This window comes from Stenotrophomonas pavanii (assembly GCF_900101175.1).
In the GTDB taxonomy this organism is placed as follows: domain Bacteria; phylum Pseudomonadota; class Gammaproteobacteria; order Xanthomonadales; family Xanthomonadaceae; genus Stenotrophomonas; species Stenotrophomonas pavanii.
Genome location: NZ_FNFQ01000008.1, coordinates 76315 through 97500, shown reverse-complemented (window position 1 = coordinate 97500; position 21186 = coordinate 76315). Strand labels below are relative to the sequence as shown.

General features: G+C 67.3%; 23 protein-coding genes and 1 tRNA gene. 10 read left to right on the top strand and 14 right to left on the bottom strand.

The window, feature by feature from the left end:
* Positions 1-49: 49 nt before the first annotated feature.
* The gene (locus tag BLS66_RS20780) at positions 50-220 is read right to left on the bottom strand and encodes a hypothetical protein (protein WP_005419553.1); all 171 of its coding nucleotides are present in this window, start codon (positions 218-220) and stop codon (positions 50-52) included.
* A 217-nt stretch (positions 221-437) separates the two neighbouring features.
* Between BLS66_RS20780 and BLS66_RS14365 the strand changes: the two genes are divergently transcribed.
* Positions 438-824, top strand: a complete 387-nt coding sequence (locus tag BLS66_RS14365; protein WP_046432666.1) for a DUF2628 domain-containing protein — start codon at positions 438-440, stop codon at positions 822-824.
* A 78-nt stretch (positions 825-902) separates the two neighbouring features.
* On the opposite strand, the gene BLS66_RS21005 is transcribed toward BLS66_RS14365, so the two are convergent.
* The 3 genes from BLS66_RS21005 to BLS66_RS14350 all read right to left on the bottom strand — a co-directional run bounded on the left by BLS66_RS21005 (position 903) and on the right by BLS66_RS14350 (position 5552).
* Positions 903-3434: a methyl-accepting chemotaxis protein gene (locus BLS66_RS21005; RefSeq protein WP_049471027.1), complete on the bottom strand. Its 2532-nt coding sequence runs from the start codon at positions 3432-3434 to the stop codon at positions 903-905.
* Between the two features lie 211 nt (positions 3435-3645).
* Positions 3646-4542 carry an NAD-dependent epimerase/dehydratase family protein gene (locus BLS66_RS14355; protein WP_049471026.1) on the bottom strand — a complete coding sequence of 299 codons (897 nt, stop codon included), beginning with the start codon at positions 4540-4542 and terminating at the stop codon, positions 3646-3648.
* Positions 4543-4640: 98 nt separating this feature from the next.
* Positions 4641-5552: a S41 family peptidase gene (locus tag BLS66_RS14350; protein ID WP_074726154.1), complete on the bottom strand. Its 912-nt coding sequence runs from the start codon at positions 5550-5552 to the stop codon at positions 4641-4643.
* Between the two features lie 49 nt (positions 5553-5601).
* Between BLS66_RS14350 and BLS66_RS14345 the strand changes: the two genes are divergently transcribed.
* Positions 5602-6066 (top strand): MarR family winged helix-turn-helix transcriptional regulator, encoded by a 465-nt coding sequence (locus BLS66_RS14345; RefSeq protein WP_057493885.1) that lies wholly within the window; start codon positions 5602-5604, stop codon positions 6064-6066.
* A 4-nt stretch (positions 6067-6070) separates the two neighbouring features.
* Here BLS66_RS14345 and BLS66_RS14340 read toward each other — a convergent pair whose 3' ends face one another.
* Entirely contained in the window at positions 6071-7555 is a 1485-nt protein-coding gene (locus BLS66_RS14340) for a DUF4434 domain-containing protein (protein WP_074726153.1), read from the bottom strand.
* A 194-nt stretch (positions 7556-7749) separates the two neighbouring features.
* Here BLS66_RS14340 and BLS66_RS14335 point away from each other — a divergent pair, with 194 nt between their 5' ends.
* A complete protein-coding gene (locus BLS66_RS14335; RefSeq protein WP_049471020.1) occupies positions 7750-8055 on the top strand; it encodes a KGG domain-containing protein in 306 nt (101 codons plus the stop codon).
* A 10-nt stretch (positions 8056-8065) separates the two neighbouring features.
* On the opposite strand, the gene BLS66_RS14330 is transcribed toward BLS66_RS14335, so the two are convergent.
* Positions 8066-9538 carry an MFS transporter gene (locus BLS66_RS14330; protein WP_074726152.1) on the bottom strand — a complete coding sequence of 491 codons (1473 nt, stop codon included), beginning with the start codon at positions 9536-9538 and terminating at the stop codon, positions 8066-8068.
* A gap of 125 nt (positions 9539-9663) precedes the next feature.
* Between BLS66_RS14330 and BLS66_RS14325 the strand changes: the two genes are divergently transcribed.
* Positions 9664-10293, top strand: a complete 630-nt coding sequence (locus BLS66_RS14325) for a TetR/AcrR family transcriptional regulator (protein ID WP_074726151.1) — start codon at positions 9664-9666, stop codon at positions 10291-10293.
* 15 nt (positions 10294-10308) lie between these two features.
* Here the strand turns inward: BLS66_RS14325 and BLS66_RS14320 are convergent, their stop codons facing one another.
* The 3 genes from BLS66_RS14320 to BLS66_RS14310 form a co-directional block, all read right to left on the bottom strand.
* Positions 10309-10659: a VOC family protein gene (locus BLS66_RS14320; RefSeq protein ID WP_049471015.1), complete on the bottom strand. Its 351-nt coding sequence runs from the start codon at positions 10657-10659 to the stop codon at positions 10309-10311.
* 104 nt (positions 10660-10763) lie between these two features.
* Positions 10764-10964, bottom strand: coding sequence for a hypothetical protein (locus BLS66_RS21030; protein ID WP_049471046.1), 201 nt, complete (start codon positions 10962-10964; stop codon positions 10764-10766).
* A 91-nt stretch (positions 10965-11055) separates the two neighbouring features.
* The gene (locus BLS66_RS14310) at positions 11056-11574 is read right to left on the bottom strand and encodes an SLOG cluster 4 domain-containing protein (RefSeq protein ID WP_074726150.1); all 519 of its coding nucleotides are present in this window, start codon (positions 11572-11574) and stop codon (positions 11056-11058) included.
* Between the two features lie 175 nt (positions 11575-11749).
* Between BLS66_RS14310 and BLS66_RS14305 the strand changes: the two genes are divergently transcribed.
* On the top strand, positions 11750-15106 hold the full coding sequence (locus BLS66_RS14305; protein WP_074726149.1) for an autotransporter domain-containing protein: 3357 nt from the start codon (positions 11750-11752) through the stop codon (positions 15104-15106).
* Between the two features lie 138 nt (positions 15107-15244).
* On the opposite strand, the gene BLS66_RS14300 is transcribed toward BLS66_RS14305, so the two are convergent.
* A complete protein-coding gene (locus BLS66_RS14300; RefSeq protein WP_014648535.1) occupies positions 15245-15697 on the bottom strand; it encodes a PA2169 family four-helix-bundle protein in 453 nt (150 codons plus the stop codon).
* 472 nt (positions 15698-16169) lie between these two features.
* Between BLS66_RS14300 and BLS66_RS14295 the strand changes: the two genes are divergently transcribed.
* Entirely contained in the window at positions 16170-16811 is a 642-nt protein-coding gene (locus tag BLS66_RS14295) for a glutathione S-transferase family protein (RefSeq protein ID WP_049471009.1), read from the top strand.
* Positions 16812-16833: 22 nt separating this feature from the next.
* Here BLS66_RS14295 and BLS66_RS14290 read toward each other — a convergent pair whose 3' ends face one another.
* Positions 16834-17241 carry a hypothetical protein gene (locus BLS66_RS14290; protein ID WP_049471007.1) on the bottom strand — a complete coding sequence of 136 codons (408 nt, stop codon included), beginning with the start codon at positions 17239-17241 and terminating at the stop codon, positions 16834-16836.
* A gap of 8 nt (positions 17242-17249) precedes the next feature.
* Positions 17250-17669, bottom strand: coding sequence for an H-NS histone family protein (locus BLS66_RS14285; RefSeq protein ID WP_049471004.1), 420 nt, complete (start codon positions 17667-17669; stop codon positions 17250-17252).
* Between the two features lie 122 nt (positions 17670-17791).
* Between BLS66_RS14285 and BLS66_RS14280 the strand changes: the two genes are divergently transcribed.
* From BLS66_RS14280 to BLS66_RS14265, 4 genes are all read left to right on the top strand, one after another.
* Positions 17792-18190 carry a DoxX family protein gene (locus BLS66_RS14280; RefSeq protein ID WP_049471003.1) on the top strand — a complete coding sequence of 133 codons (399 nt, stop codon included), beginning with the start codon at positions 17792-17794 and terminating at the stop codon, positions 18188-18190.
* 119 nt (positions 18191-18309) lie between these two features.
* Positions 18310-19140 carry an alpha/beta fold hydrolase gene (locus BLS66_RS14275; RefSeq protein ID WP_074726148.1) on the top strand — a complete coding sequence of 277 codons (831 nt, stop codon included), beginning with the start codon at positions 18310-18312 and terminating at the stop codon, positions 19138-19140.
* A 6-nt stretch (positions 19141-19146) separates the two neighbouring features.
* Positions 19147-19569 (top strand): hypothetical protein, encoded by a 423-nt coding sequence (locus BLS66_RS20940; RefSeq protein ID WP_240908319.1) that lies wholly within the window; start codon positions 19147-19149, stop codon positions 19567-19569.
* Positions 19570-19807: 238 nt separating this feature from the next.
* The gene (locus BLS66_RS14265; RefSeq protein ID WP_049470998.1) at positions 19808-20368 is read left to right on the top strand and encodes a fasciclin domain-containing protein; all 561 of its coding nucleotides are present in this window, start codon (positions 19808-19810) and stop codon (positions 20366-20368) included.
* Between the two features lie 78 nt (positions 20369-20446).
* On the opposite strand, the gene BLS66_RS14260 is transcribed toward BLS66_RS14265, so the two are convergent.
* Both BLS66_RS14260 and BLS66_RS14255 read right to left on the bottom strand, forming a co-directional pair.
* Entirely contained in the window at positions 20447-20926 is a 480-nt protein-coding gene (locus BLS66_RS14260; protein ID WP_244153000.1) for a hypothetical protein, read from the bottom strand.
* A 174-nt stretch (positions 20927-21100) separates the two neighbouring features.
* Positions 21101-21176 (bottom strand) — tRNA-Ile (locus BLS66_RS14255).
* Positions 21177-21186 lie beyond the last annotated feature (10 nt).

Here is a 21186-nt window from a genome sequence, read left to right as displayed (position 1 = left end):
CGCCGTGATCGCGCTGGCGACCTGCCAGCGCGATCGACGGTGTTGCGGGTTACTCGCTTTCCAGCGCGGCCGGTGCCGCGTCGCGCGTGGCGGCCGTGCGTGCACGGTCCATCGCCACCGCCAGTTGCTGGCGTGCGAGCAGTTGTTGTGCCTGCACCACTTCAGGTGTCGGCAGGAGCACCGGTCCCGGTGCGTTTTCCGGTGTAGCAGGTGTGGTCATGCAACCTCCATGGACATCCCGCCGCCGCACGGGTCCAACCGGGGCGGCAGCGGAACTGCGCACCCTAACTCAAAAACGAGGCAGGCGGGTGACGATGCGGCACCCGGGCGCACGACGTGGAACACGGAACGCGTCACATTTTTGACGGCAGCCCTTGGATCCTGAATAGGACTTGCCTTATCATGAAAACGTTTTCTCACAGGGATGTTTCCCCAAAATGAATACCACTGACCTGTCCCAGTTCAGCCCGAAGTGGCAGTTCCGCTTCAACTTCTTCCGCCAGCATGGCGCCCCCAAGAATCCCGGTTTCAAGCAGGCCTGGAAGGCGCTGTCGTTCGGTGACCGCCTGAAGATCAACCTGAACTTCTTCGCGTTGTTCTTCGGTGCGATCTACCTGTTGATCCTGGGCATGTGGCGCAAGGCGCTGGTGGTCATCGGCATCAACATCGCGCTGGCCATCATCAGCATGTTCCTTCCCGACGTCGTCGGGCGCATGCTGTTCATCGCGATGAATCTGCTGGTCGCCTCCAGCACCAACTACAGCTACTACCTGGAGAAGGTGGAGGGTCGCGCCAGCTGGAACCCGTTTGAAGGAATGTTCTAAGCCATCAGACCGGCGCAGGGATGCGCGGCAAGGATGCAACCGACGCCCGGCCCCCGCCGGGCGTCTTCATTTGTGCGATCAGGCCGCGCGGCGTGCCACGACCGCCGGCTCGGCCTGCAGCCGGAAGCGCGACACCGCCACCGCCAGCTGCTCGGCCTGCTCCTCCATCGCACGCGCGGCGGCACTGGCTTCCTCCACCAGCGCGGCGTTCTGCTGGGTGGTTTCGTCCATCTGCACCACGGTCTGGTTGACCTGCTCGATGCCGGCCGACTGCTCGCGCGAGGCGGCCGAGATCTCGGCCATGATCTCGTTGACCCGACCGACCTGGCCGACGATGTCCTGCATGGTGCGCCCCGCGCCGTGTACCAGCTGCGCGCCGGCACCGACCTGGGCCACCGAGGCGTCGATCAGCGCCTTGATCTCCTTCGCGGCACCTGCCGAGCGCTGCGCCAGCGCGCGCACTTCACTGGCGACCACGGCGAAGCCACGGCCCTGCTCACCGGCGCGCGCCGCTTCCACTGCTGCGTTCAGCGCCAGGATGTTGGTCTGGAATGCAATGCCATCGATCACCGAGATGATTTCGGCAATGCGCTGCGAGGACGCTTCGATCTGTTCCATGGTGTGCACCACCTGGCTGACCACCTGCCCGCCTTCGCTGGCCACGCCCGCCGCGGAACCGGCGAGGGTGTTGGCCTGCAGCGCATGCTCGGCATTCTGGCGCACGGTCGAGGTCAGCTCTTCCATCGACGCAGCCGTTTCTTCCAGGTTGGCCGCCTGCTGTTCGGTGCGGCGCGACAGGTCGCTGTTGCCGGCCGCGATCTCACCGGCGGCCAGGCGGATGCTGGCCGCCGACTGCTGGATCTGGCCAACGATCTGGGTCAGCTGCTGCACGGTGCTGTTGGCATCGTCGCGCATCACCGCGAACACCCCGTGGAAGTCCCCCTGCATGCGGGTGCTGAGGTCACCGGCGGCGATCGCGCGCAGCAGCGTGGACAGCGCAGCCAGGTTGTGGTCGCTCACCTCCATCATGGTGTTCAGGGTTTCGACCATGCGGCGGAAGTCATGGTCGAAGCGCAGCGCATCACCGCGCACCGCGAAATCACCGGCGGCCGCCGCAGCGGCCAGCTGCTGGATCTGCTCGTTGATCGCGGCCAGGTTGTGCTTGGTGGTTGCCATTGCGGCGGTGAACACCGCCTTCTCGCCCGGCAGCGCTTCCATGTCCACACTGAGGTCGCCCACGGCATAACGCTGCATGACGTCCACCAGGCGCTGGGTGACGGCGTTGCTGGAGGCCACCAGCTGGTTGCTGTCGGCCACCATGCGGCCATATTCGCCCGGGAACGCTGCCGCATCCATACGGTAGCTGAGTTCACCGGCATCGTGGCGGCGCGCCATTTCGGCCTGCGCAGCCATCACCGACTGCAGCTGGCCGCGCATGCCCTGCATCGCGTCCAGCAGCCGCCCCACTTCGTCATTGCTGCGCGCCGGCAGCGCGCTGTCCAGCTTGCCGGCCGCGACGTCACCGGCCACGCGCACGGCTTCGGCCAGCGGACGGATCGCCAGGCGGCGCAGCAGCACATACACGCCGGCGCTGAGGGTCAGCGCGGCGACCACGCCGACCAGCAGGGTCAGCCACAGCAGCTGGCGCGCTTCTGCCACGATCACCGCGTGCGGCACCACCACGCCCAGCGCGAAGCGCTGCGGGGCGTCGCCCACGCGCAGCGGCACATACACGCGCACGTTGCCGGCCGCATCGGGGCTGAAGGCCTCGAACGGGCGGTCGGCGGCAATCTCGGCCAGCATGCTGCGGGTCAATGCATCACTGCGCGGCTTGCCGATCTCGGCGGCATTGGCCGAGGCCAGCACCACGCCCTTGGGCGAGAGCAGTTCGACACGACCGGCCCCCATCGGCTTCAGCGTGGCCAGGTGCTTCTGCAACGCTGCCAGCGAGAAGTCGACGGTGAACACACCCAGGAACCTGCCGTTCTCGATGATCGGCGTGCTCAGCGTGCTCATCAGCACCTGCTGCCCGGCGATGTCATAGGCATACGGTTCACTGACTTTTGGCAGCTTGTCGCGGCTGGGCCCCATGTACCAGTCACCCGATCCGCTGGCGGTCTCGGTGTAATCAGTCATCACCGACTGCTGCGGCTTGCCCTCCTGCCAGGCCCAGTAGCTCATGTAGCGGCCGGTGGCATCGTGCGCCTCGGTGTTGACGAACTCGGCATCCTTGCCGTCGAAGGCATCGGCCTCCCACATGGTGCTCTTGCCCAGCCATTCGGGATGGCTGCGCAGCTGCTCGCCGAGCACCGCCGCCAGGCTGGCGCGGTCGGGCACGTCACCACGGGCGCGCTGGGCCAGCACGCTTTCAACCATGGCATCGTTGCTGGCGAAGGCGGTGCCCAGATCGGCCGCTACCTGGCGCGCCTCGGCGGTCGCCTCGCTGGTCATGGTCTGCCGCGAGGCATTGATCAGGCTGGTGCTGGCCTGGCGATAGATCAGGAACGCGGTCAGGCCGAAGCACAGCAGTGCGATGGCGGCGGTGCCCAGCATCAGCTTGTGGGCGATGCTGCCCGGGCGGCGGGCAGCGGCGGAACGGGAAGAAGGCATGGGAGGGTCCACAAGGCAGTTCAGGACGACCGGCACCCCGAGGGCACCGCGCAGGCGCGCGATCCGTCGCGCAGGCCACCGGCCGCCGGGGGGCCCCGGCGCTGGAAGCGCACCGGGTTAGCGGCCGCCCGCCAACGAGGTTGAGGCAACCCGCCTGGATATTCCTGAATCTGCTCAGGGTCGGGTCAGCGGCCCGTCCCTGCCGACGCCTTCATTCGGCCACGCGGTCCTTGAGCCACTGCGCGCGCGGCAGTACCTCGATGCTGCCGACGGCGTACTGCTGCAGCACCTCGTCCGGCCCGAAGCTCGGCTGCCAGCCCAGCACGCTGCGCAGGCGGGCACTGTCGTAGACGCGGTCGATGCTCAATGGCAATGGCCAGCCACGGCGCTCGAACTCGGCCAGCAGCTGCGGTGCGCGGCGGGCCAGCACGCTGCGCGGATGGGTGGCCAGTTCCAGGCAGTCCTCGCGGCGGAACGGCGTCGGCGCACAGGCGAGGTAGCGTGCGAACCCTGTGCCGTCGTGGTCAAGCAGCAGCGCGGCATGTGCGCTGGCCACATCGCGCGCGTCGATGCCGCGATGCAGGCGGAACATTGCCATGCGTTCGGGCGGCTCGGGGAAACAGCGGCCCATGCGCAGCACGCGAACGCTGAAGCCCGGCGCGGCAGCGGCTTCGGCCAGGGTCTCGGCCTGCAGCTTGGTGCGGTGGTAGATCGTGCGCGGCAGCGGTTCGGTGTCTTCGTCGATCCAACGGCAGCCGCCGGCCACCACCGCGTGGCCGTACAGGGCGGTGGTGCTGGTCAGCACGAAGCGCCGTGCACCGGCGTCGCGCGCCGCCTGCAGCAGGTGTGCGGTGGCCTCCACATTGATCTGCTGGAACACCGTATCCGGCACCAGGCCGACATGCGGGGCATGCAGGGCCGCGGTATGGATGACCGCGTCCACGCCGCGAACCGCACGCGCGACGGCCTGGCGATCGGTGACATCGGCAACGATGCGCGTGGTCGCGAACGGGCTGCGGTCCAGGCCCACCACCTCGTGGGTGGCCGCCAGCGCACCGAAGATCGCGCGCCCGATGCGCCCGGAACTGCCGGTCAACAGAATCTTCATTGAGTCCATTCACTCGAAGCGCCCGGGAACTACCGGGATGCTTCGATTCTAGGCACGCATCCGCGCGTCTGCGAGAGCATGGCCACGCAATGCTGCGTTCATCGTGACGACTTTGCAGGCGCCAGCAGTTGCCGTGCGATGAACAGCGGGTCGTCGCCGCCAGCAATATCGGGCCTTACGCCGGTTCGTTCCCAGTTGCCGCCGGTGCGCAGGTTGATCGGTTGCCGGTCGGGAATGCTGATCTGATAGCCATCGGGCAGCAGCACAGGATCACCAAACATATGCGCGGCACCGCCGCTCCGCGCGCCGACGATGCGGGCACGGCCCAACGCCTGCAGTGAATAGGCAACGAACTCGGCCGCCGAGCCGGTGCGGCGGTCGATCAGCACCACCAGCGGTTTCAGGTACGCGGGCAGGCTCGTCGGAGGCAGCGGCACCGGCGTGCGCCGGCCGCGCCGGTCCAGCTGCTGCACCGCGTCGATCTTCGTGTCCAGCAACGTGCGTACCAGCAGGTCCGCGCTGCCGTCGTCGCCGCCCCCGTTCTGGCGCAGGTCCAGCACCAGCCCATCGGTGTCGGCCAGCAGTGTGAAGGCCGCTGCGAGCTTCGGCCGGGCCAGATCCAGCGGATAGAAGGTGCTCAGCCGCAGGTAGCCGACGTTGCCCTCCAACACCCGGACCTCGCGCACGCCGGCACCATCGCCGCGGGCATCGGCTCGCCAGGCCATCAGCCAGTCGTCCTGGCCGGCCGCCGCGTCCACGCGTTCAACGTGGAAGTGGCCGTCGAAGCGGTCCAGGTCCTGGTTCAGGCGTGCACTGAAGGCCACAGGATCGGCACAGCTGCCCGCATAGCGCTGCTGCGCCGCCCAGGTGCGCAGGGCATCGGCGATACGGGCGCCCTCCGCCTCGTCCAGGTACTGCGCCTGCACGGCGCTGGCCGCCGCCTGCAGCACCGCATCCTGCGCCGGGCAGGCCGCGCCCAGCAGCGCACCGAGCATCCAGGAGAACGCCATGCCCCACCCCGCATTGAAGATATGTAAGTGCTTATATATCATCCGGGTCATGGATCTCCAACACGCCACGCTGGGCACCCTGCTGCGCGCCCTGCTCGACCAGCTGGACCCTGCGGTGGAGCAGGCCTACCGGGACCTGCAGCTGGACTACCGCCCCCGCTACACGCCGGTACTGCGCACGCTGATGGCACAGGGCCCCTGCCGGATCAAGGACCTGGCACTGGCCTGCGGGCTCAGCCATTCGGCGCTCAGCCAGACGGTGGCGGCGATGTTGCGCGACGGTTGGCTGCACGCCGCCAACGGCGAGGATGGGCGCGAACGCATCCTGCAGCTGAGCCCGCGCGCGCAGCGGGCGCTGCCTGCGCTGCAGGCGCAATGGCAGGCCACCGCGCGTGCGGCGCGCAGCCTCGATGCCGATCTGGGGCAGTCGCTGGAGCAGGTGCTGCGCGAAGCGCTTGCCGCGCTCGAACAGCGCCCCTTCACCCAGCGCCTGCAGGACGCGCGCCGGCGCTGAGGCGCTACTGCTCGGCGGCCATCTCGATTTCGCTGACGAAGGTCCAGCTGCCGTTGGTCACGCGCAGCTCCAGCGTGCGGCATAGCGCGGCCAGCGGCACTGCATTGCCGAGTACATACTCCTCTTCGGTCGAACCCATCACGCCGGCCTGGGTGAAGGGTGCCGACAGCGCGCCGATCGAAACGGCGGCAGTTCCCGGCTCGGCGCACATCACCTCCACCGATGTCGGCGTGACGATGCCCCAGGCCGGGCGCGTCATGGTGTGCAGGCCGATCCAGTCCACCCGCCGGCGCTGGCCGAGGTCGAGGGTGATGCTGAGGTTGCCGTGCACGCCGACCCAGCCCGCGTCCATCGGATTGCGCGGGTCGCCCACACGGCGGTCGAACAGCTCATGGCCGCTGCTGTCGGGATAGCTGGCCGCCGGCGCCACGCTGTAGTGGTAGGTGGTCTGCAGCGGATCGACGATGTACGACGCACCCAGGCCATACAAGCCGCGATAGGTGTTCATCATCCGCGGCGCCTCGCCGTAGCCCTGGCCGGGGCCGACCACTTCGGACAGGTGGTACTGGTTGAGCCAGGCAACGCGCTTGCCAGCCGAGCGCGCACTCCACAACTGCTGGTTGATGCGCTGCACCGACGCCGGCCGGTAGGCACCGGACAGGCCGTTGCCGGTGTCCAGGAACAGCGGGCTGCCATGGTTGAACAGTTCGATGTCGGCCCACAGGCCACTGGCCCCCAGCTGCGCCGACAAGGCCTGGTAGTACTGCTCGGTGCTGTAGCCGGGTCGATCCCACTGGAACAGTTTCGCGTACGGCGCCGCGCCGATGCCGTCCTGCCAGATCTGCACGTCGACGCCCGTGGCCGCACGGAAGCGCAGCGCAGCGCTGGCCACACTGGCCGGATCGACGCTGGAGGATGCCAGGTAGGGCGCCACCATCACCGGCCGGGAGGGCGTTGCCGCCTTCAGTGCGGAGACGATCGCGCGGTAGAAGGACGCGCGCTCGGCCGGCACCTGCGCGGGCTCATCGGTGATGTACCAGCCGGCGAATGCTGGATGCGCCGCGTACTGCTGGGCCAGCTGCGCCATCGACTGCGCGGCATCCTGCGCCACCGCTGCGGCATTCGATCCCTGCCAGAACGTCGCACACTGGCCCGAACTGTAGGTGGTGCCGACCACGACTTTCATCCCACGCGCTTCGGCGGCGTCCAGCACCGTGCCCAGCTTGGCCGGGAAGCCGGCGATCCATTCGAAATCCTGCGTACTGCCGGCACAGCCCACGCCAGCCCGGGTGGCGCGGGTCTGGCCGATGATGAGCGTGTCATTGCCCAGATCCTGCAGCTCGTCGAGGAACATCGGCAGCTGTGCCGCCGGCAGTTGCTCATCGCTGGCCGAATAGCCGACGTGGACGAAACTGCCGCTCAGCAGTGCGTTGTCCGCGTGCGCCGGCGCAGCGCAGGCCAACAGGGCGAGCCATCCAAATCGGTTCATGGTGTCCCTTCCTGGCCGGGCATCCATCCGGCGTGCGGGCTCCATCCTAGCAAGGCGGCGCTCACGCGCCGCCATGTAGCGCGGCCGTGAACGCGCGCGCGACGCAGCGTGAAGGCAAGGCCACCGGTGCGGACACTGCCTTAGCCACGTAGCGGCAAGGATGAGCTTCCTTTCCTTGCACCGGGAGAATTCACATGGCTGACCAGCGTCACGGCACCTCCCACCGTGGCTTCGCCTCGATGGACCAGGACAAGCAGCGCGCGATCGCCGCCAAGGGGGGACGCGCCGCCCACGCCTCCGGCAACGCACATGAATTCAGCCCGGCGGAGGCGCGCGAAGCGGGCCGCAAGGGTGGCGAGGCAATCAGCCGCAACCGCCAGCACATGGCCGCGATCGGCCGCGAAGGCGGGCACGCGCGCCATGCCAATGCACGGCGGCAACAGCAGCAGGCAGCCGAACCCGCGCCAGCGACCTCGACGCCGCAGCGTCAGCAGGGTTGAGCCCGTCGGTTCAACCTGGCTTGCGGTGCCGGTAGAGCGCAAACGCCGCCAGCAGGGCCAGCACGCCGGCGACCGTCATTGCCCAGCCGAAGCCGCTGGCCATCGCGCTGCGGTACCACGCCTGGGCCTGCGACCCTGGCAGCGGCAACGCCGGGTGCAGGATGAGTGCGCGGGCCTGCGCAGCCATCGCAGGCTGCCCGGACGCCTGCGCGGCCGCAGCGAACTGCTGCACGGCGCGCAGGCCCATCAGGCTGCCCAGCAGCGCAATGCCCAGGCTCATGCCGGCCTGGCGCAGCGCGTTCATCGTGGCCGACGCAATGCCGGCACGTTCGACCGGTACGCATGACATCACCGCCATGCCGGTCGCCGGTACCGCCAGCCCCATGCCAGTGCCGAGCAGCATCAGCAAGGCGCTGGCATGGCCGTGCGCTGTGGTCGGCTCGAACGTGGCAATCGCACACAGCGCCATGCCGGTCAGTGCATAGCCCGCCACCAGCGCGGTACGCAGCCCGATCCACGCCGCCAGACGGCCGAACAGCAGCGACACCACCGCCATCAGGACGAACTGCGGTACCAGCTGCGCACCGGCCTGCGCAGCCCCGTGTCCCTGCGCCTGCTGGAAGAACAGCGACAGGAAGAACAGGCTGGCATAGGCGGTGAATCCGAGCACGAACGAGGCCAGGTTGAGCACGCCAAAACCCGGTATCGCCAACAGGTCCAGCGGCAGCAGCGGCCGCGCCACCCGGCGCTCGACCCGGCCAAACAGTGCCAGGCCCGCAGCCGCGATGCCGAGCGCCAGCAGGGTTGCAGGTGCCAGCAGGCCGTGCTCGCCGATGGCGATCAGGCCATAGCTCAGTGCAGCCAGCGCGACAATGCTCAGCAGTTGCCCGGCCGGATCCAGCGCGGCGTGCTGCGGATGCCGTCGCTCTGGAATGCCCCAGGCCCCCAGCGCGAGTGCAAGCAGGCCCAGCGGCAGGTTGATCAGGAAGATCCCAGGCCAGCCGGCGCGCTGGACCAGTTCGCCCCCCAGCAGCGGCCCCAGCACCAGCGCCAGCGCACTGAACGCCGACCAGCCCCCGATCACGCGCGCACGCGCACGCGCTTCGGGAAACGCATGGCTGAGGATCGGCATCGCACTCGGGATCAGCAGGGCGCCGGCCACACCCTGCACCGCCCGCCCCGCCACCAGTGCGGAAAGACTCCCTGCGCAGGCACACAGCAGCGAGCCCACGGTGAAGGTCGCCACGCTGAGCAGCCACATGCGGCGGTGGCCATAGCGGTCACCCAGCGGCCCCGCCGACAGCATCACTGCGGACAGGGCGATGGCATAGGCGTTGATCACCCACTGCAGCCCGGCCATGTCGGTGTGCAGTGCCCGCTGCAGCGTCGGCAGCGCGACGTTGACGATGCTGATGTCCAGCGAGGCGAGGAAGGTGCCCAGGTAGGCCGCCAGCACCAGGGCCGGCCGTCGGAAGCGTTGCATGTGCGGATGCCGGGAGAGAGCGTGCGCGCATCGTAGTTTGATGACTGACCGTCAGTCAATGACCGACGGTCAGTCATTGCCGGAGGAAGGCTAGAATGGCGACCGTCGCCCCCGGACCCCGCCCCATGCCGATTCCCGCAGTCGCCAGGCCCCGCACCAAACCCGCTGAAACCCGCCAGGAAGAGCTGATGGACGCCGCGCAGGCGCTGTTCCTGTCACAGGGCGTGGAAGCGACCACCATCAGTGACATCGTGGCCGCCGCCGACGTGGCCAAGGGCACGTTCTATACCTACTTCGCCTCGCGCACCGAGATCCTGCAGGCGCTGGCGCAGCGCTACACACAGCGGTTCATGGCCGAGGTCGACCAGGCCGTGCAGCAGCATCCAGTCCATGATGGCGTGGCCCGGCTGCGCGCCTGGATCCGCGCCAACATCGAGATCTATGTGCGCACGCACGCGCTGCACGACGTCGTGTACCCCAACCATCACCACCACCAGCGCGGCAATGCCGAGCGCAACGCGATCCAGCAGCAGCTGCTTGGCATCCTCGAAGCCGGTGTACGCGCGGGTCTGTGGCAGCTGCCGGCACCGCCGGTCACCGCCTCGCTGATCTATGCCGGCGTGCACGGCGCCACCGACGACCTGATCGCTGTGCCGTCGCAGGACGCAGAGGTGTTCATTGCGGCGGTGGTGGCCGATTGCCTGCGCATGGTCGGCGTGTCGCCGGCCCCGAAGCGTGGCGGCACCCGTCGCTGAAGCGCTCGCCGTCGCTCAGGCGTGGGCGAGGATGTTCAGCAACCGACCGAACGGGTCGCGGACGAAGAAGCGGCGCACGCCCCAGGGCTCGTCGACGGGGCCATACTCCACCGCCACCCCGGCCGCGCGCACGCGCTCCAGTACCTCCTGCAGGTCGTCCACTTCAATCGACAGGTCCGGCACCGGTGTGCCGGAACCTCCTTCGCTGGCGAAGCTGATCTGGGCGGGGGCACTGCCCTGCCCGCCGTGGGTGACGATCCAGCCATGGTCCATCACCACCGGCATGTCCAGCAGTTCGCTGTAGAACGCTGCCGCACGCGCCGGATCAGACGTGGCGATGTTGGCGACGACGCGCTTGACGGCCATGTTCCACTCCACCGGGAAGGAAGCGTCGAGACTGCCCGACCTTGCGCACGAACAGAAGAGCCCCGTCATGGACGGGGCCCGTCATCAGCCGATCATGGCTGGGCTTACACCGCGCCGCAGCGCTCCATGACACATCGATCGTATTCGTACTGGCATTCCATGGCATCACCTCCACCGGCCACACACGCCTGGTAGGCCTTCCAGCAGGGCAGATCGCAGGGCTGGACCGGTCCGGCCACGGCCACCGAGCCGCTGCAGGCCAACGCGAACACAGCACCGGCGATCACTTTCCTGAAAGTACGCATCGACATCACTCCTTGATAAGCCTGGTGAGCCCAGGCCAGGCCACCATAGCGCTGCACACAGGACGTCGGGTGAAGGCGGCTGCGGCTCGACTCAGTGTTGCAGCAGACCCAGCACACGCAGCTGCGCGGCCAGCTCATCCAGGTTGCGCCACGGCAGGATCGGCGAATTGCCGCGCTCGTCCGGCGGGTTGTCCGGCAACGCGTCGGACCAGCCACCGGCCCCGACAAGCGGCAACAGCGGCCGCTTGTGCAGCCATGCCAGGCAGACCTCCGAGATCGTACCGGCGCGCCCGCCGATGACGATGCAGGCATCGCCGGCCAGGGCCATGATCAGGTTGCGCGCATCGCCCATGCCACAGGGCACCACCACCGTCGCCGGCCAGTCGGCCGGCGGCATGCTGCTCTCCGGAATGACGCTGAGCACCTGGCCACCAGCGGCGATTGCCTGCTCGGCAGCCACGCGCGTAGCCGCACTGCCACACCCACTGACGACCGTGATGCCCTGGATGGCCAGGAAACGCCCTGCTTCCGCTGCGCGCTCGAACGCGTCGCTGCCAGGGTCTGCGCTACCCAATATCGCCACCTGTGGTCTACGGACGGCTTTCTCCATGGACGGCTCCAACACCTCGACAAAAAAGAGTCACGGTGCGCAGCCCGGCGGAGCCGCCGCAGATGCCCGTCACAGAACATTAACACGTTCATAAAATTATCTTCACATCAATGGGGGATGTCGCCCTGCCTTGCCGTTAACGGCCTTGTTGTCCGTCAACCAAGGAAGTTGTCCGATGAATCACCCGCTGTATGGCCGTTCGTCCCGCTCCCTGTCGCACCGCCCGCTGGCGCTTGCCGTCGCCAGCTCGCTGCTGCTGGCCACCGCACTGCCAGCCATGGCCAGCGAATCACTCGATGCCTGGCAGCAGCAGCGCCAGCTGCAGGCCGCGTGGGCGCAGCCGACGAACACCTCCGCCGAGGCATCCGTTGCTCAGGCGCTGCCGACCGCAGCCACCCCGTCTGCGGTTCTCGGCACCCCCGGCGATCCCGCCAGCTGGCGCAGCGATGAATTCAACGCCGATTGGGGCCTGGCTGCGATGGGCGCGGATTACGCCTATGCACGCGGCCTGACCGGCAAGGGCGTACGCTTGGCGCTGTTCGATTCGGGCTCCGCGCTGGCGCATCCGGAGTTTGCGGGACGCAATACCTCCAGCATCACCATCGGCGCCAACTGTGCGACGCCGGGTGTGGTCGCAGGTGCCGGCGCCTGCGAACAGACCCGCGGTGAACAACCCGGCTACAACTACTATGGTCTCGGCGCGGGCGTTCCGGCCGCACTCGCAGCACGCCTGATCGCTGCCGGCCAGCCTTACGGCTTCAGCTATGCCGACCATGGCACCCACGTACTGGGCACCATCGGCGCCAACCGCGATGGCAAGGGCATGCACGGCGTGGCGTTCGGCGCGAACCTCACCGCCGCCCGCGTGTTCGGCGACACCTACTACGAGTGGCGCCTGGACCCCGACAATTTCTATCGCCCGCGCGCGCTGTACCGCACCGATCCGGATGACGCCGCGACCCTGGACATGTATGCGCAGATCCAGGCGCAGGGCGTACGCGCCATCAACCACAGCTGGGGCATTTCCACGCGCAACATGACCGCCGCCGCGCTGGACCAGCAGTACGCCAACATCGGTGCCGACTATGGCGTGTATGGCAGCATCTACGCCAGCAACGGCGACACCCCGGGCTCGACCCTCATCCAGGTGTGGTCGGCCGGCAATGGCAGTGGTGCGGTCGCCGGTATCACGGCCTCGATGCCGCGCTGGAAGCCCGAACTGGAGCCCTACTGGCTGGCAGTGGCCAACGTGCGCCGGCCCAACGCGGCCGCCGGGGAAACCGACTACGTCATTGATGGCAGCTCCAGCATCTGCGGCGTTGCGGCCAACTGGTGCATCTCGGCACCCGGCACCGACATCGTCAGCACGATCGTTTCCGGCGATATCCAGGGCCGCGTCGAGAACACCTCCGCTTACGTGCGGCTGATCATCGACAGCGAGAACACCCAGTACGTCTACGGCACGAAGACCGGCACGTCGATGGCGGCGCCGCACATCACCGGCGCGCTCGGCCTGCTGATGGAGCGCTTCCCTTACCTGGACAACGCCCAGGTCCGCGACGTGCTGCTGACCACCGCGCGCGACCTTGGCGCGCCGGGGATCGACCCGATCTACGGCTGGGGCATGGTCGACCTGCGCAAGGCCATCGAAGGCTACGGCTCGCTGCGCGTGGACACCAACGTGGTGATGAACCAGAAGGCCGGTGGCCTCAAGGTCTGGGAAGGCGATGCCTGGGACAACTGGACCAACGACATCGGCGGCCCCGGCAAGCTGACCAAGTCCGGCATCGGTTGGCTGCGCCTGAGCGGCAACAACCGCTTCAACGGCGCGGTGCTGCGCGAGGGCACGCTGGAGTTGAACGGCACCAACACGCTCACCTCGGCGGTCGAGGTGCAGGGCGGCCAGTTCCTGCTCAACGGCAGCCTGGTCTCCACCGCGCTGACCACCACCGGGGGCGTGAGCACGGTCAGCGCCAGTGGCGCGCTGAAGAACAGCAACCTGGTGGTCAACGGCGGCGTGGTGTCCTTCAACGGCACGCAGACCGGCGGCACCACCACGGTCCGCGCCAACGGCCTGCTGAAGGGCGTCGGCACGCTCGGCAACACCCGCGTCGACGGCATCATCGCGCCGGGCAACTCGATCGGCACGCTGACCATCAACGGCAACTACGTGCAGGGCGCCACCGGCGTGTATGCGGCGGAGCTGGCCCCGGGTGGCCGCAGTGACCAGCTGCACGTGACCGGCACCGCCACCCTCGGCGGCACCCTGGTCGCACTGCCGGAACCGGGCGTGTACTACCTCGGCGAACAGTTCAACTTCCTGCGTGCCGACGGTGGCATCAGCGGCCAGTTCGCCAGGACCGACTTCAGCGCGTTCTCGCCCTTCCTGCAGTTCAGCCTGGCCTACGGCGCCAATGGCACGCGTATCGAAGTCGCCCGTGGCGCCTCGCTGACCACGGCTGCCAACACCCCCAACCAGCGTGCCGTGGCGGCGGCTGCCGACCTGCTGCCGATCGCCCAGGGCCTGCCCAAGCCGCTGACCCAGCTGTTCCCGCAGCAGATCGGCGGCGTGCTCGACGGTCTCAGCGGCGAGCTGCATCCGGCCACGGCCATCGCCCTGGTCGAGGGCAGCCGCTACGTGCGCGATGCCGCGTTGTCACGCCGTGCCGGTGTCGCCGCGCCCGGTACGGACGCCGGTGATGCGACGGGTGCGTGGGTGCAGGCCATCGGTGGCAACAGCACGCTGGACGGTGACTACAACACCGCCCGCACCGAAGCCAACAGCAACGGCTTGCTGGTCGGCCTCGACCGCGAGTTCTCCGGCTGGCAGGTTGGCGTGCTGGCCGGGACCGGCCGTACCGACGTCAAGCAGCAGGACCGCCGCGCCAAGTCGAAGATCGACAACACGCACTTCGGTGCCTATGCCAGCCGCACCTGGGGCGGTTTCGGCCTGCGCGGTGGTGTGGCGTGGAGCAAGCACGAGGTGAAGAGTACGCGCGAGGTCGCCTTCGCAGGTTTCAGTGACAGCCTCAGCGCGCGTTACGACGCCCGCACCCGCCAGGCCTTCATCGAGGCCGGCTACCGCTTCGGTGGCCCGGAGGCCGGGCTGGAACCGTACCTGCAGGTGGCGCGTGTCGAAGTGGACCTCAAGCGCGTCAACGAACGCGGTGGAGCAGCGGCACTGCAGGGCAAGGTGGACGATACCGGAACCACCATCGCCACCGCCGGCGTGCGCTTCGACAAGGGGCTGAAGGCTTCGTTCCAGCAGGAGAGCTGGCTGCACCTGCGCGGTGGCGTCGGCTATCGCCGCGCCTCCGGTGATCGCAGCCAGGTCGCCAACCTGGCCTTCGCCAACGGCAGCACGACGTTTGCGGTCAACGGTGCACCGATCGCCGACAACGCGGTGGTCGCCGAGCTGGGCCTGTCGGCCTGGCTGACCGCGCGCCAGCAGCTGGAGCTGGGCTACAGCGGCCAGTTCGGCAGCGAAAGCCGCGACCACGGCGCCCAAGCACGGTGGTCGGTGCGCTTCTGATTCCGACGCCGCGTCTGGTTGAACGATCGGGGGTGGCCGGAGGGCCACCCCACTTTCTTGCCACATACCGCAAAAAAAAGCCGGAGCAGCGTACTGCCCCGGCTTCGGCGACTCAGCGGAAGCAGCCGCTAAGAACGATCAGGCCGCCTTCATGGCGTGCTTTCGAGCACGCATCACGTTGTGGCATTCCTGCACTTCCGGCAGCAGCTGGGTCACTTCCTGGCGCACCGCCGGCGGAAGCTCGTTGTCCTGCAGCACGTCCTTGAACGCGCCCAGCAGGCGGTCTTCGGATTCTTCCAGCTCGGCTACGTAGCCGTAGTTGGTGTCACCGAAGGCGGCGCGGACCTTGCCATAGAACTGCTGCATGGAACCCACCACGGTGCCGTGTTCGGCCGGCTTGCCACCGCTGGCGGCAACCGAACCGCTCAGTGCGGCGACGATGCGGCCCTTGACCCCGGCGATGCGGGTGAACAGCGCCGACAGCTCGGCATCCTTCACCTTGGTAGCAGCCTCTTCGTAGAACGACTTGCCGTCACGAGCGATTTCGATCAGGTCGTTGAGGCGATGTTCGATGGTGGACTGGGTGCTCATGGCGTTGCTCCTGTTTCGTCGTTTCGGGGGAGAAAAGCAGCCTCGACTGCGCTGCCTGTGGGGTCACTGTGGACAGGCCCGTGTGGTTCGCGGGTGAGCGGCGATTGATGCGCAGATCACTTCACCCAACCCGCACTGACTGCTTCACGCCAGAGCGGCATGCCGTTCACGGCGCGTGCCCGCGCAGCCTCACCAGGGAATGAACAGAATGATCAGGACGACCACCAGCACGGCGGCGAGCGCCGCCAGGAGGATGTTGCGCTGGCGTCCACTGGGCTTGGGTTTACCGGGAGTATTCATGCCTACCTGCCTGTAGCTACGGATGACCCCGGCAGCTTGATGAATCCGCGCCCGTGCTCCCGTGCAGAACGCGTGCAGGCGACGTGCATGTCGCCAGCGCCGGTGTCGATTCCCGGCCCGCCCGTTCGTCGGATCATGAAAGCCCCTCCCTTGCCGACCCGAGCGTGTACCCATGCTTCCCGTGCTCACCGCCTTTGCCAACTCCCCCGACCGCGGCCAGGGCCTGGCCCGGGACATGCGCGTGCGCTGGGCACTGGAGGAACTGGAAGTGCCCTACGACGTGCACCTGCTCACCTTTGCTGAGCTGAAACAGCCCGCGCACCTGGCCAGGCATCCATTCGGGCAGATTCCGACGTGGCAGGAGGGCAGCCAGACCCTGTTCGAATCCGGCGCCATCGTCCTGCACCTGGCCGAACGGCACGCCGGCCTGCTGCCACGCGAGCCCGACGCCCGCACGCGCGCGATCATGTGGCTGTTCGCCGCGCTGAACACGGTGGAGCCGCCGATTGTCGAACGCTCCATGGCCTGGGTACTGGAGCGCGAACAGCCGTGGTACGCACAGCGGCTGCCGATGCTCGATGAGCGGGTCCGGACCCGGCTGGCGCAGCTGTCGACGTGGTTGGCCAGGAGCCCATGGCTGGACGGCGAATTCAGTGTGGGTGACCTGATGATGGTCTCGGTACTGCTGCGGCTGAACAGCAGCGGGCTGCTCGACCCGTACCCACAGGTGGCCGCCTACGCGGACCGGGCGACGCAGCGGCCCGCCTACCAGCGGGCCTTCGCCGCGCAGCTGGCGGTGTTCCAGAACGCCTAGCGCTGCGCCCCGCGTCGAGGCATCACTGCAGCCTGCGCCGGCACGCCGCCTGCACCAGCATCAACTGCGCCATCAGAATCAGCATCGCACAGCCCGACAGCAGCCAGGGGTCGATGTACCACTGCTCGTTGAAGCGGAAGTCGCCCGCGGAAATGCGCTTCCAGCCGTTGAAGTGCTGCATCGCCGCCACCACGAAGGCGAACGCGCCGCTGGTGTACGACAGCCAGGGCACCACGATGCCGCCCGGTCGCGCGAACAGCGTCAGCACGCCTACAATGCCGATCACCGTGCGCTGCACCCGGCAGTAGGGGCAGACATAGGCCATCCCGCTCCATTCCACCGCCCAGGCGAGCAGACTGACCAGCACGGCCGCGGCTGCGGCGGTGTACAGGGCCCTGGGCGCGATCGTCATGCCTGCATCATCTGCCATGCCGCGGTTCAGTCCTTCTTGAAGACCGTGCGCTTGCCGATGGGGCTGCTCTTGCGCGCCGTCGGCCGGGCCAGGCCGGGAATGAGGAAGTCGGTGACCTTGTGACCCTTCTGCACCTTGGACGCCAGCCATCGCGGCATGCGGCCACGTCCGGACCAGGTGAGCCGCTTGTACTCCGGATCGCGGTACTTGGCCGCCACCTTGCCGGTCCTGCGCCGCGCGGGCTTGGCGCCGGGTGCGGGCGCGTCGACCGCCTCTGCGCCGAACAGTTCGTCCAGGGTATAGCCGGCTTCGGCAGCGGCGGCCTTCAGCATCCGCCGCACCGCAGCGGCCGGACGGCGACGGGAAACAAGCTGTTTCCGCTGTTCGGCGGCAACCACCAGGGCACCCAGCTCGCGAAGGCTGAGCGATTCGATATCGATCGTCATGCAGGAAAGGTCCACCGGGGGCGTGGTGGCTGTCAAGACACGGCGACGGCCCCGCCTGCACACAGGCTTCACCGGACGTGGGCTCCGATCGCCTTCGCCAGCCATCCTCAGAGGACCTCGACGTGAGCCACGCATCGCATTCGCTTGCCTATCTGCTTGCGCGCATCCTGCTGATGGCGCTGTTCCTCGTCTCCGGGCTGGGCAAGCTGGGCGATCTCAGTGGCACCCAGGGCTACATGGAAGCCATGGGTGTGCCCGGCATCCTGCTATGGCCGACCATTGCCTTCGAGATCGGCAGTGGCCTGTGCATCCTGCTCGGCTTCCAGACCCGGCTGGTGTCGATCGTGCTGGCAGGTTTCAGCCTGGTCACCGCCGCCATCTTCCACCACAACCTCGCCGACCCGACCCAGCAGATCATGTTCCTGAAGAACCTGGGCCTGGCCGGTGGATTCCTGCTGCTGGCCTGCACCGGTGCAGGGCGCTACAGCGTGGATGGGCGCGGTCGGCGCGCGCAGCGGTAACACAGCGGCACCTCAGGCATTGCGCGCAGGGCGCCGCGCAGCGCCGCCTGGAATGGACTCGGTCGCGGTGATGGCCGCGACGCCGGACGCTCCCCAACTCCCAACAGCGAGAACCTGAAATGGCTACGGTTACCACCCGAGACGGTGTCGAGATCTTCTACAAGGATTGGGGTCCGCGTGACGCCAAGGTCATTCATTTCCATCACGGCTGGCCGCTTACCTCCGACGACTGGGACGCGCAGATGCTGTTCTTCGTCAACAAGGGATACCGCGTGGTCGCGCACGACCGCCGCGGGCATGGGCGCTCCAGCCAGGTGTCGGATGGCCATGACATGGATCACTACGCCGACGATGTTGCGGCCGTGGTCGAGACACTGGGCACCCAGGGAGCGATGCATGTCGGCCATTCCACCGGCGGTGGCCAGGTGGTCCGCTACATCGCACGCCACGGCGAGAAGAATGTGTCCAAGGCCGTGCTGATCAGCTCGGTGCCACCGTTGATGGTCAAGACTGCAGCAAATCCGCAGGGCACGCCCAAGGCCGTCTTCGATGATTTCCAGGCGCAACTGGCGGCCAACCGTGCGCAGTTCTACTACGATGTGCCGGCAGGCCCGTTCTATGGTTACAACCGCCCGGGCGCGAAGCCCTCGGACGCGGTGATCTGGAACTGGTGGCGACAGGGCATGCAGGGCTCGGCGAAGGCGCACTACGACGGCATCGTGGCCTTCTCGCAGACCGATTTCACCGAAGACCTGAAAGGCATTTCCATTCCCGTCCTGGTGATCCATGGCGACGATGACCAGGTGGTGCCATACGCCGACTCCGGCGTTCTTTCCGCAAAGCTGGTGAAGAACGGCAAGCTGATCACCTACGAAGGTGCACCGCACGGCATTCCGACCACGCACGCGGACCGGATCAACGCCGACCTGCTGGCCTTCCTGGAAAGCTGATCGAAGATGTCCGGGAAGGGCGTCGGCCTTTCCCGGACGCCGGCGGCGCGCACCTCTCCGATCTGCGGAGCCTGCAGCAGCATTCTTAATTCTTCAGCATTGGATCGCGCGCGCTTCGTGCCATGCGAGCGGCAAAGCAGCATGATGGGCGGCCATACAAACCCAGGGCGATCGTTCATCTTCATGCGTGACATCGGACAGTTCTACGTAATCAGCGTCGAGGGAGTGACGCGGGCAGACGGCACACTCCTGCAGGTCACCCGGATCGATTGCTCATGCATCAGGTGTTCCCGGCAGTTCAGGGCCATCCCCAACCATGGTCTTGTCGATCTCGACGGTGCGGCCGCGCTCAGCTGCCCCACCTGCGGCAATCACCAGTCTGTCAGCCGCGCACGGCTCGAAGAACTCAGCCAACGCAACGGCGAATAGCCCGCGCTTCATGCGCTCCGCGGCGTCGACACGCCCGATATCCGTTGGACCCGTGCAGGGTTCGCGGGTTCGGCCGCGGCAGATCATCGCCCCATGCAACGGGAATTCACTTGCTTTTTACAACGCGCCGCCTTTTGCCGCGGATCCGCATCCAGAGCCCTCTGCCTGCATCCAGCGACCTCGCCCACGCGTATGTAGGATGCCCGCGCCTTGCGGGCATCCCATAGAGGAACGCGCCGTGAAAGCTCTTCAGCGGATAGCCGCCACCGTAAGCTTCGCCGTACTCGTTTCAGCCACGTCCACGAGCTTCGCCGCCAATACCGTGATGGTCGGCGGCGCCGAGATGTATCCCACCAAGACCATTGTCCAGAACGCCATCAACTCCAAGGACCACACGACCCTGGTCGCTGCGGTCAAGGCGGCCGGCCTGGTCGACACGCTCAATGGAGCCGGCCCCTTCACCGTTTTCGCGCCGACCAATGCAGCCTTCGACAAGCTTCCCGCAGGTACCGTTGATACGCTGGTGAAGCCCGAAAACAAGGCGCAACTGACCAAGATCCTGACCTACCATGTTGTACCGGGCAACTACAGCGCTGCGCAGCTGCTGGCCGACGCCCGGAAGCACGGCGGCAAGGCCACGCTGAAGACCGTTGAAGGTGAACCGCTCACGGTCGCCCTGCATGACGGCAAGCTGTGGGTCATCGATGCCAAGGGTGGCAAGGCCGGCATCAGCATTGCCGATGTTGGCCAGTCCAATGGCGTGATCCATGTGATCGATACGGTGTTGATGCCGAAGTAGGTGCAGGCAGCGGGAAGACGGCATGGCGGCAGTCGCGCTGCGGCTGCCGCTGCTGCCGTGCAGGCATGCCGTTGGCCGTCAGAAGAAGATGCCCGCTTGTTCGACAGTTGCGAGTGGACTGGCCTTCCGCACCGCCTCCAGGAACAACAGGAAATCGCGGTTGAACAGTGTCAGGTTGGTGGTGAAGCGCACACTGCGCCTGCCCGACGCGCTGCTGAAATCCACCTGCCAGACATAGCGTCCGTAGATGACGTCGGAGGTTCGCCTGACCGCAATGATCTGCGTGAGAGGAACCGCCGTGGGCACCGCGCCCCGCTGCAGATAGAACGCCTCTGCATCAAAGAGGTAGTGCTCACGATCCTCTTTCCCGTCGATCATGACCAGGGTCATGGAGCGCTTGGAGATTCGGCGCGGAGCGCTCACCTCCAACCCTGATGCCAATGCGGCACGGGCGTGCCGTGCGCCGCGTCGATGGAGAAACACGATCGCCGCCAGCGGAAGCGCCGCGAGGACACTGAAGCCTGCCGTCTTCAGAACAACGTCCAGTGTATGCGGCACATGAACCTCCCGGATGATCTTCAGCGCGCGCGCCCTGGCCGATGTCGTGCACACGCACCGGCAGCCGCTGCAGGCTGTGGCTGTCACGACGTGCCAGTGAAACCACCATGCAAGCGCTGACGTTTCCGGGCGGCGCGAAAAAAGCGCCGGGGTGGAGCCTGAGTGCCAATTTCTTGGTGGGCCCACCAGGATTCGAACCTGGAACCAAGGGATTATGAGTCCCCTGCTCTAACCGTTGAGCTATAGGCCCCGCGCAGCGT

What these genes read in the sequence shown, in the direction of transcription:
- BLS66_RS20780 (WP_005419553.1), bottom strand. Translation starts at nt 220, where the DNA reads ATGACCACACCTGCTACACCGGAAAACGCACCGGGACCGGTGCTCCTG.
- BLS66_RS14365 (WP_046432666.1), top strand. Translation starts at nt 438, where the DNA reads ATGAATACCACTGACCTGTCCCAGTTCAGCCCGAAGTGGCAGTTCCGC.
- BLS66_RS21005 (WP_049471027.1), bottom strand. Translation starts at nt 3,434, where the DNA reads ATGCCTTCTTCCCGTTCCGCCGCTGCCCGCCGCCCGGGCAGCATCGCC.
- BLS66_RS14355 (WP_049471026.1), bottom strand. Translation starts at nt 4,542, where the DNA reads ATGAAGATTCTGTTGACCGGCAGTTCCGGGCGCATCGGGCGCGCGATC.
- BLS66_RS14350 (WP_074726154.1), bottom strand. Translation starts at nt 5,552, where the DNA reads ATGGCGTTCTCCTGGATGCTCGGTGCGCTGCTGGGCGCGGCCTGCCCG.
- BLS66_RS14345 (WP_057493885.1), top strand. Translation starts at nt 5,602, where the DNA reads ATGGATCTCCAACACGCCACGCTGGGCACCCTGCTGCGCGCCCTGCTC.
- BLS66_RS14340 (WP_074726153.1), bottom strand. Translation starts at nt 7,555, where the DNA reads ATGAACCGATTTGGATGGCTCGCCCTGTTGGCCTGCGCTGCGCCGGCG.
- BLS66_RS14335 (WP_049471020.1), top strand. Translation starts at nt 7,750, where the DNA reads ATGGCTGACCAGCGTCACGGCACCTCCCACCGTGGCTTCGCCTCGATG.
- BLS66_RS14330 (WP_074726152.1), bottom strand. Translation starts at nt 9,538, where the DNA reads ATGCAACGCTTCCGACGGCCGGCCCTGGTGCTGGCGGCCTACCTGGGC.
- BLS66_RS14325 (WP_074726151.1), top strand. Translation starts at nt 9,664, where the DNA reads ATGCCGATTCCCGCAGTCGCCAGGCCCCGCACCAAACCCGCTGAAACC.
- BLS66_RS14320 (WP_049471015.1), bottom strand. Translation starts at nt 10,659, where the DNA reads ATGGCCGTCAAGCGCGTCGTCGCCAACATCGCCACGTCTGATCCGGCG.
- BLS66_RS21030 (WP_049471046.1), bottom strand. Translation starts at nt 10,964, where the DNA reads ATGCGTACTTTCAGGAAAGTGATCGCCGGTGCTGTGTTCGCGTTGGCC.
- BLS66_RS14310 (WP_074726150.1), bottom strand. Translation starts at nt 11,574, where the DNA reads ATGGAGAAAGCCGTCCGTAGACCACAGGTGGCGATATTGGGTAGCGCA.
- BLS66_RS14305 (WP_074726149.1), top strand. Translation starts at nt 11,750, where the DNA reads ATGAATCACCCGCTGTATGGCCGTTCGTCCCGCTCCCTGTCGCACCGC.
- BLS66_RS14300 (WP_014648535.1), bottom strand. Translation starts at nt 15,697, where the DNA reads ATGAGCACCCAGTCCACCATCGAACATCGCCTCAACGACCTGATCGAA.
- BLS66_RS14295 (WP_049471009.1), top strand. Translation starts at nt 16,170, where the DNA reads ATGCTTCCCGTGCTCACCGCCTTTGCCAACTCCCCCGACCGCGGCCAG.
- BLS66_RS14290 (WP_049471007.1), bottom strand. Translation starts at nt 17,241, where the DNA reads ATGGCAGATGATGCAGGCATGACGATCGCGCCCAGGGCCCTGTACACC.
- BLS66_RS14285 (WP_049471004.1), bottom strand. Translation starts at nt 17,669, where the DNA reads ATGACGATCGATATCGAATCGCTCAGCCTTCGCGAGCTGGGTGCCCTG.
- BLS66_RS14275 (WP_074726148.1), top strand. Translation starts at nt 18,310, where the DNA reads ATGGCTACGGTTACCACCCGAGACGGTGTCGAGATCTTCTACAAGGAT.
- BLS66_RS20940 (WP_240908319.1), top strand. Translation starts at nt 19,147, where the DNA reads ATGTCCGGGAAGGGCGTCGGCCTTTCCCGGACGCCGGCGGCGCGCACC.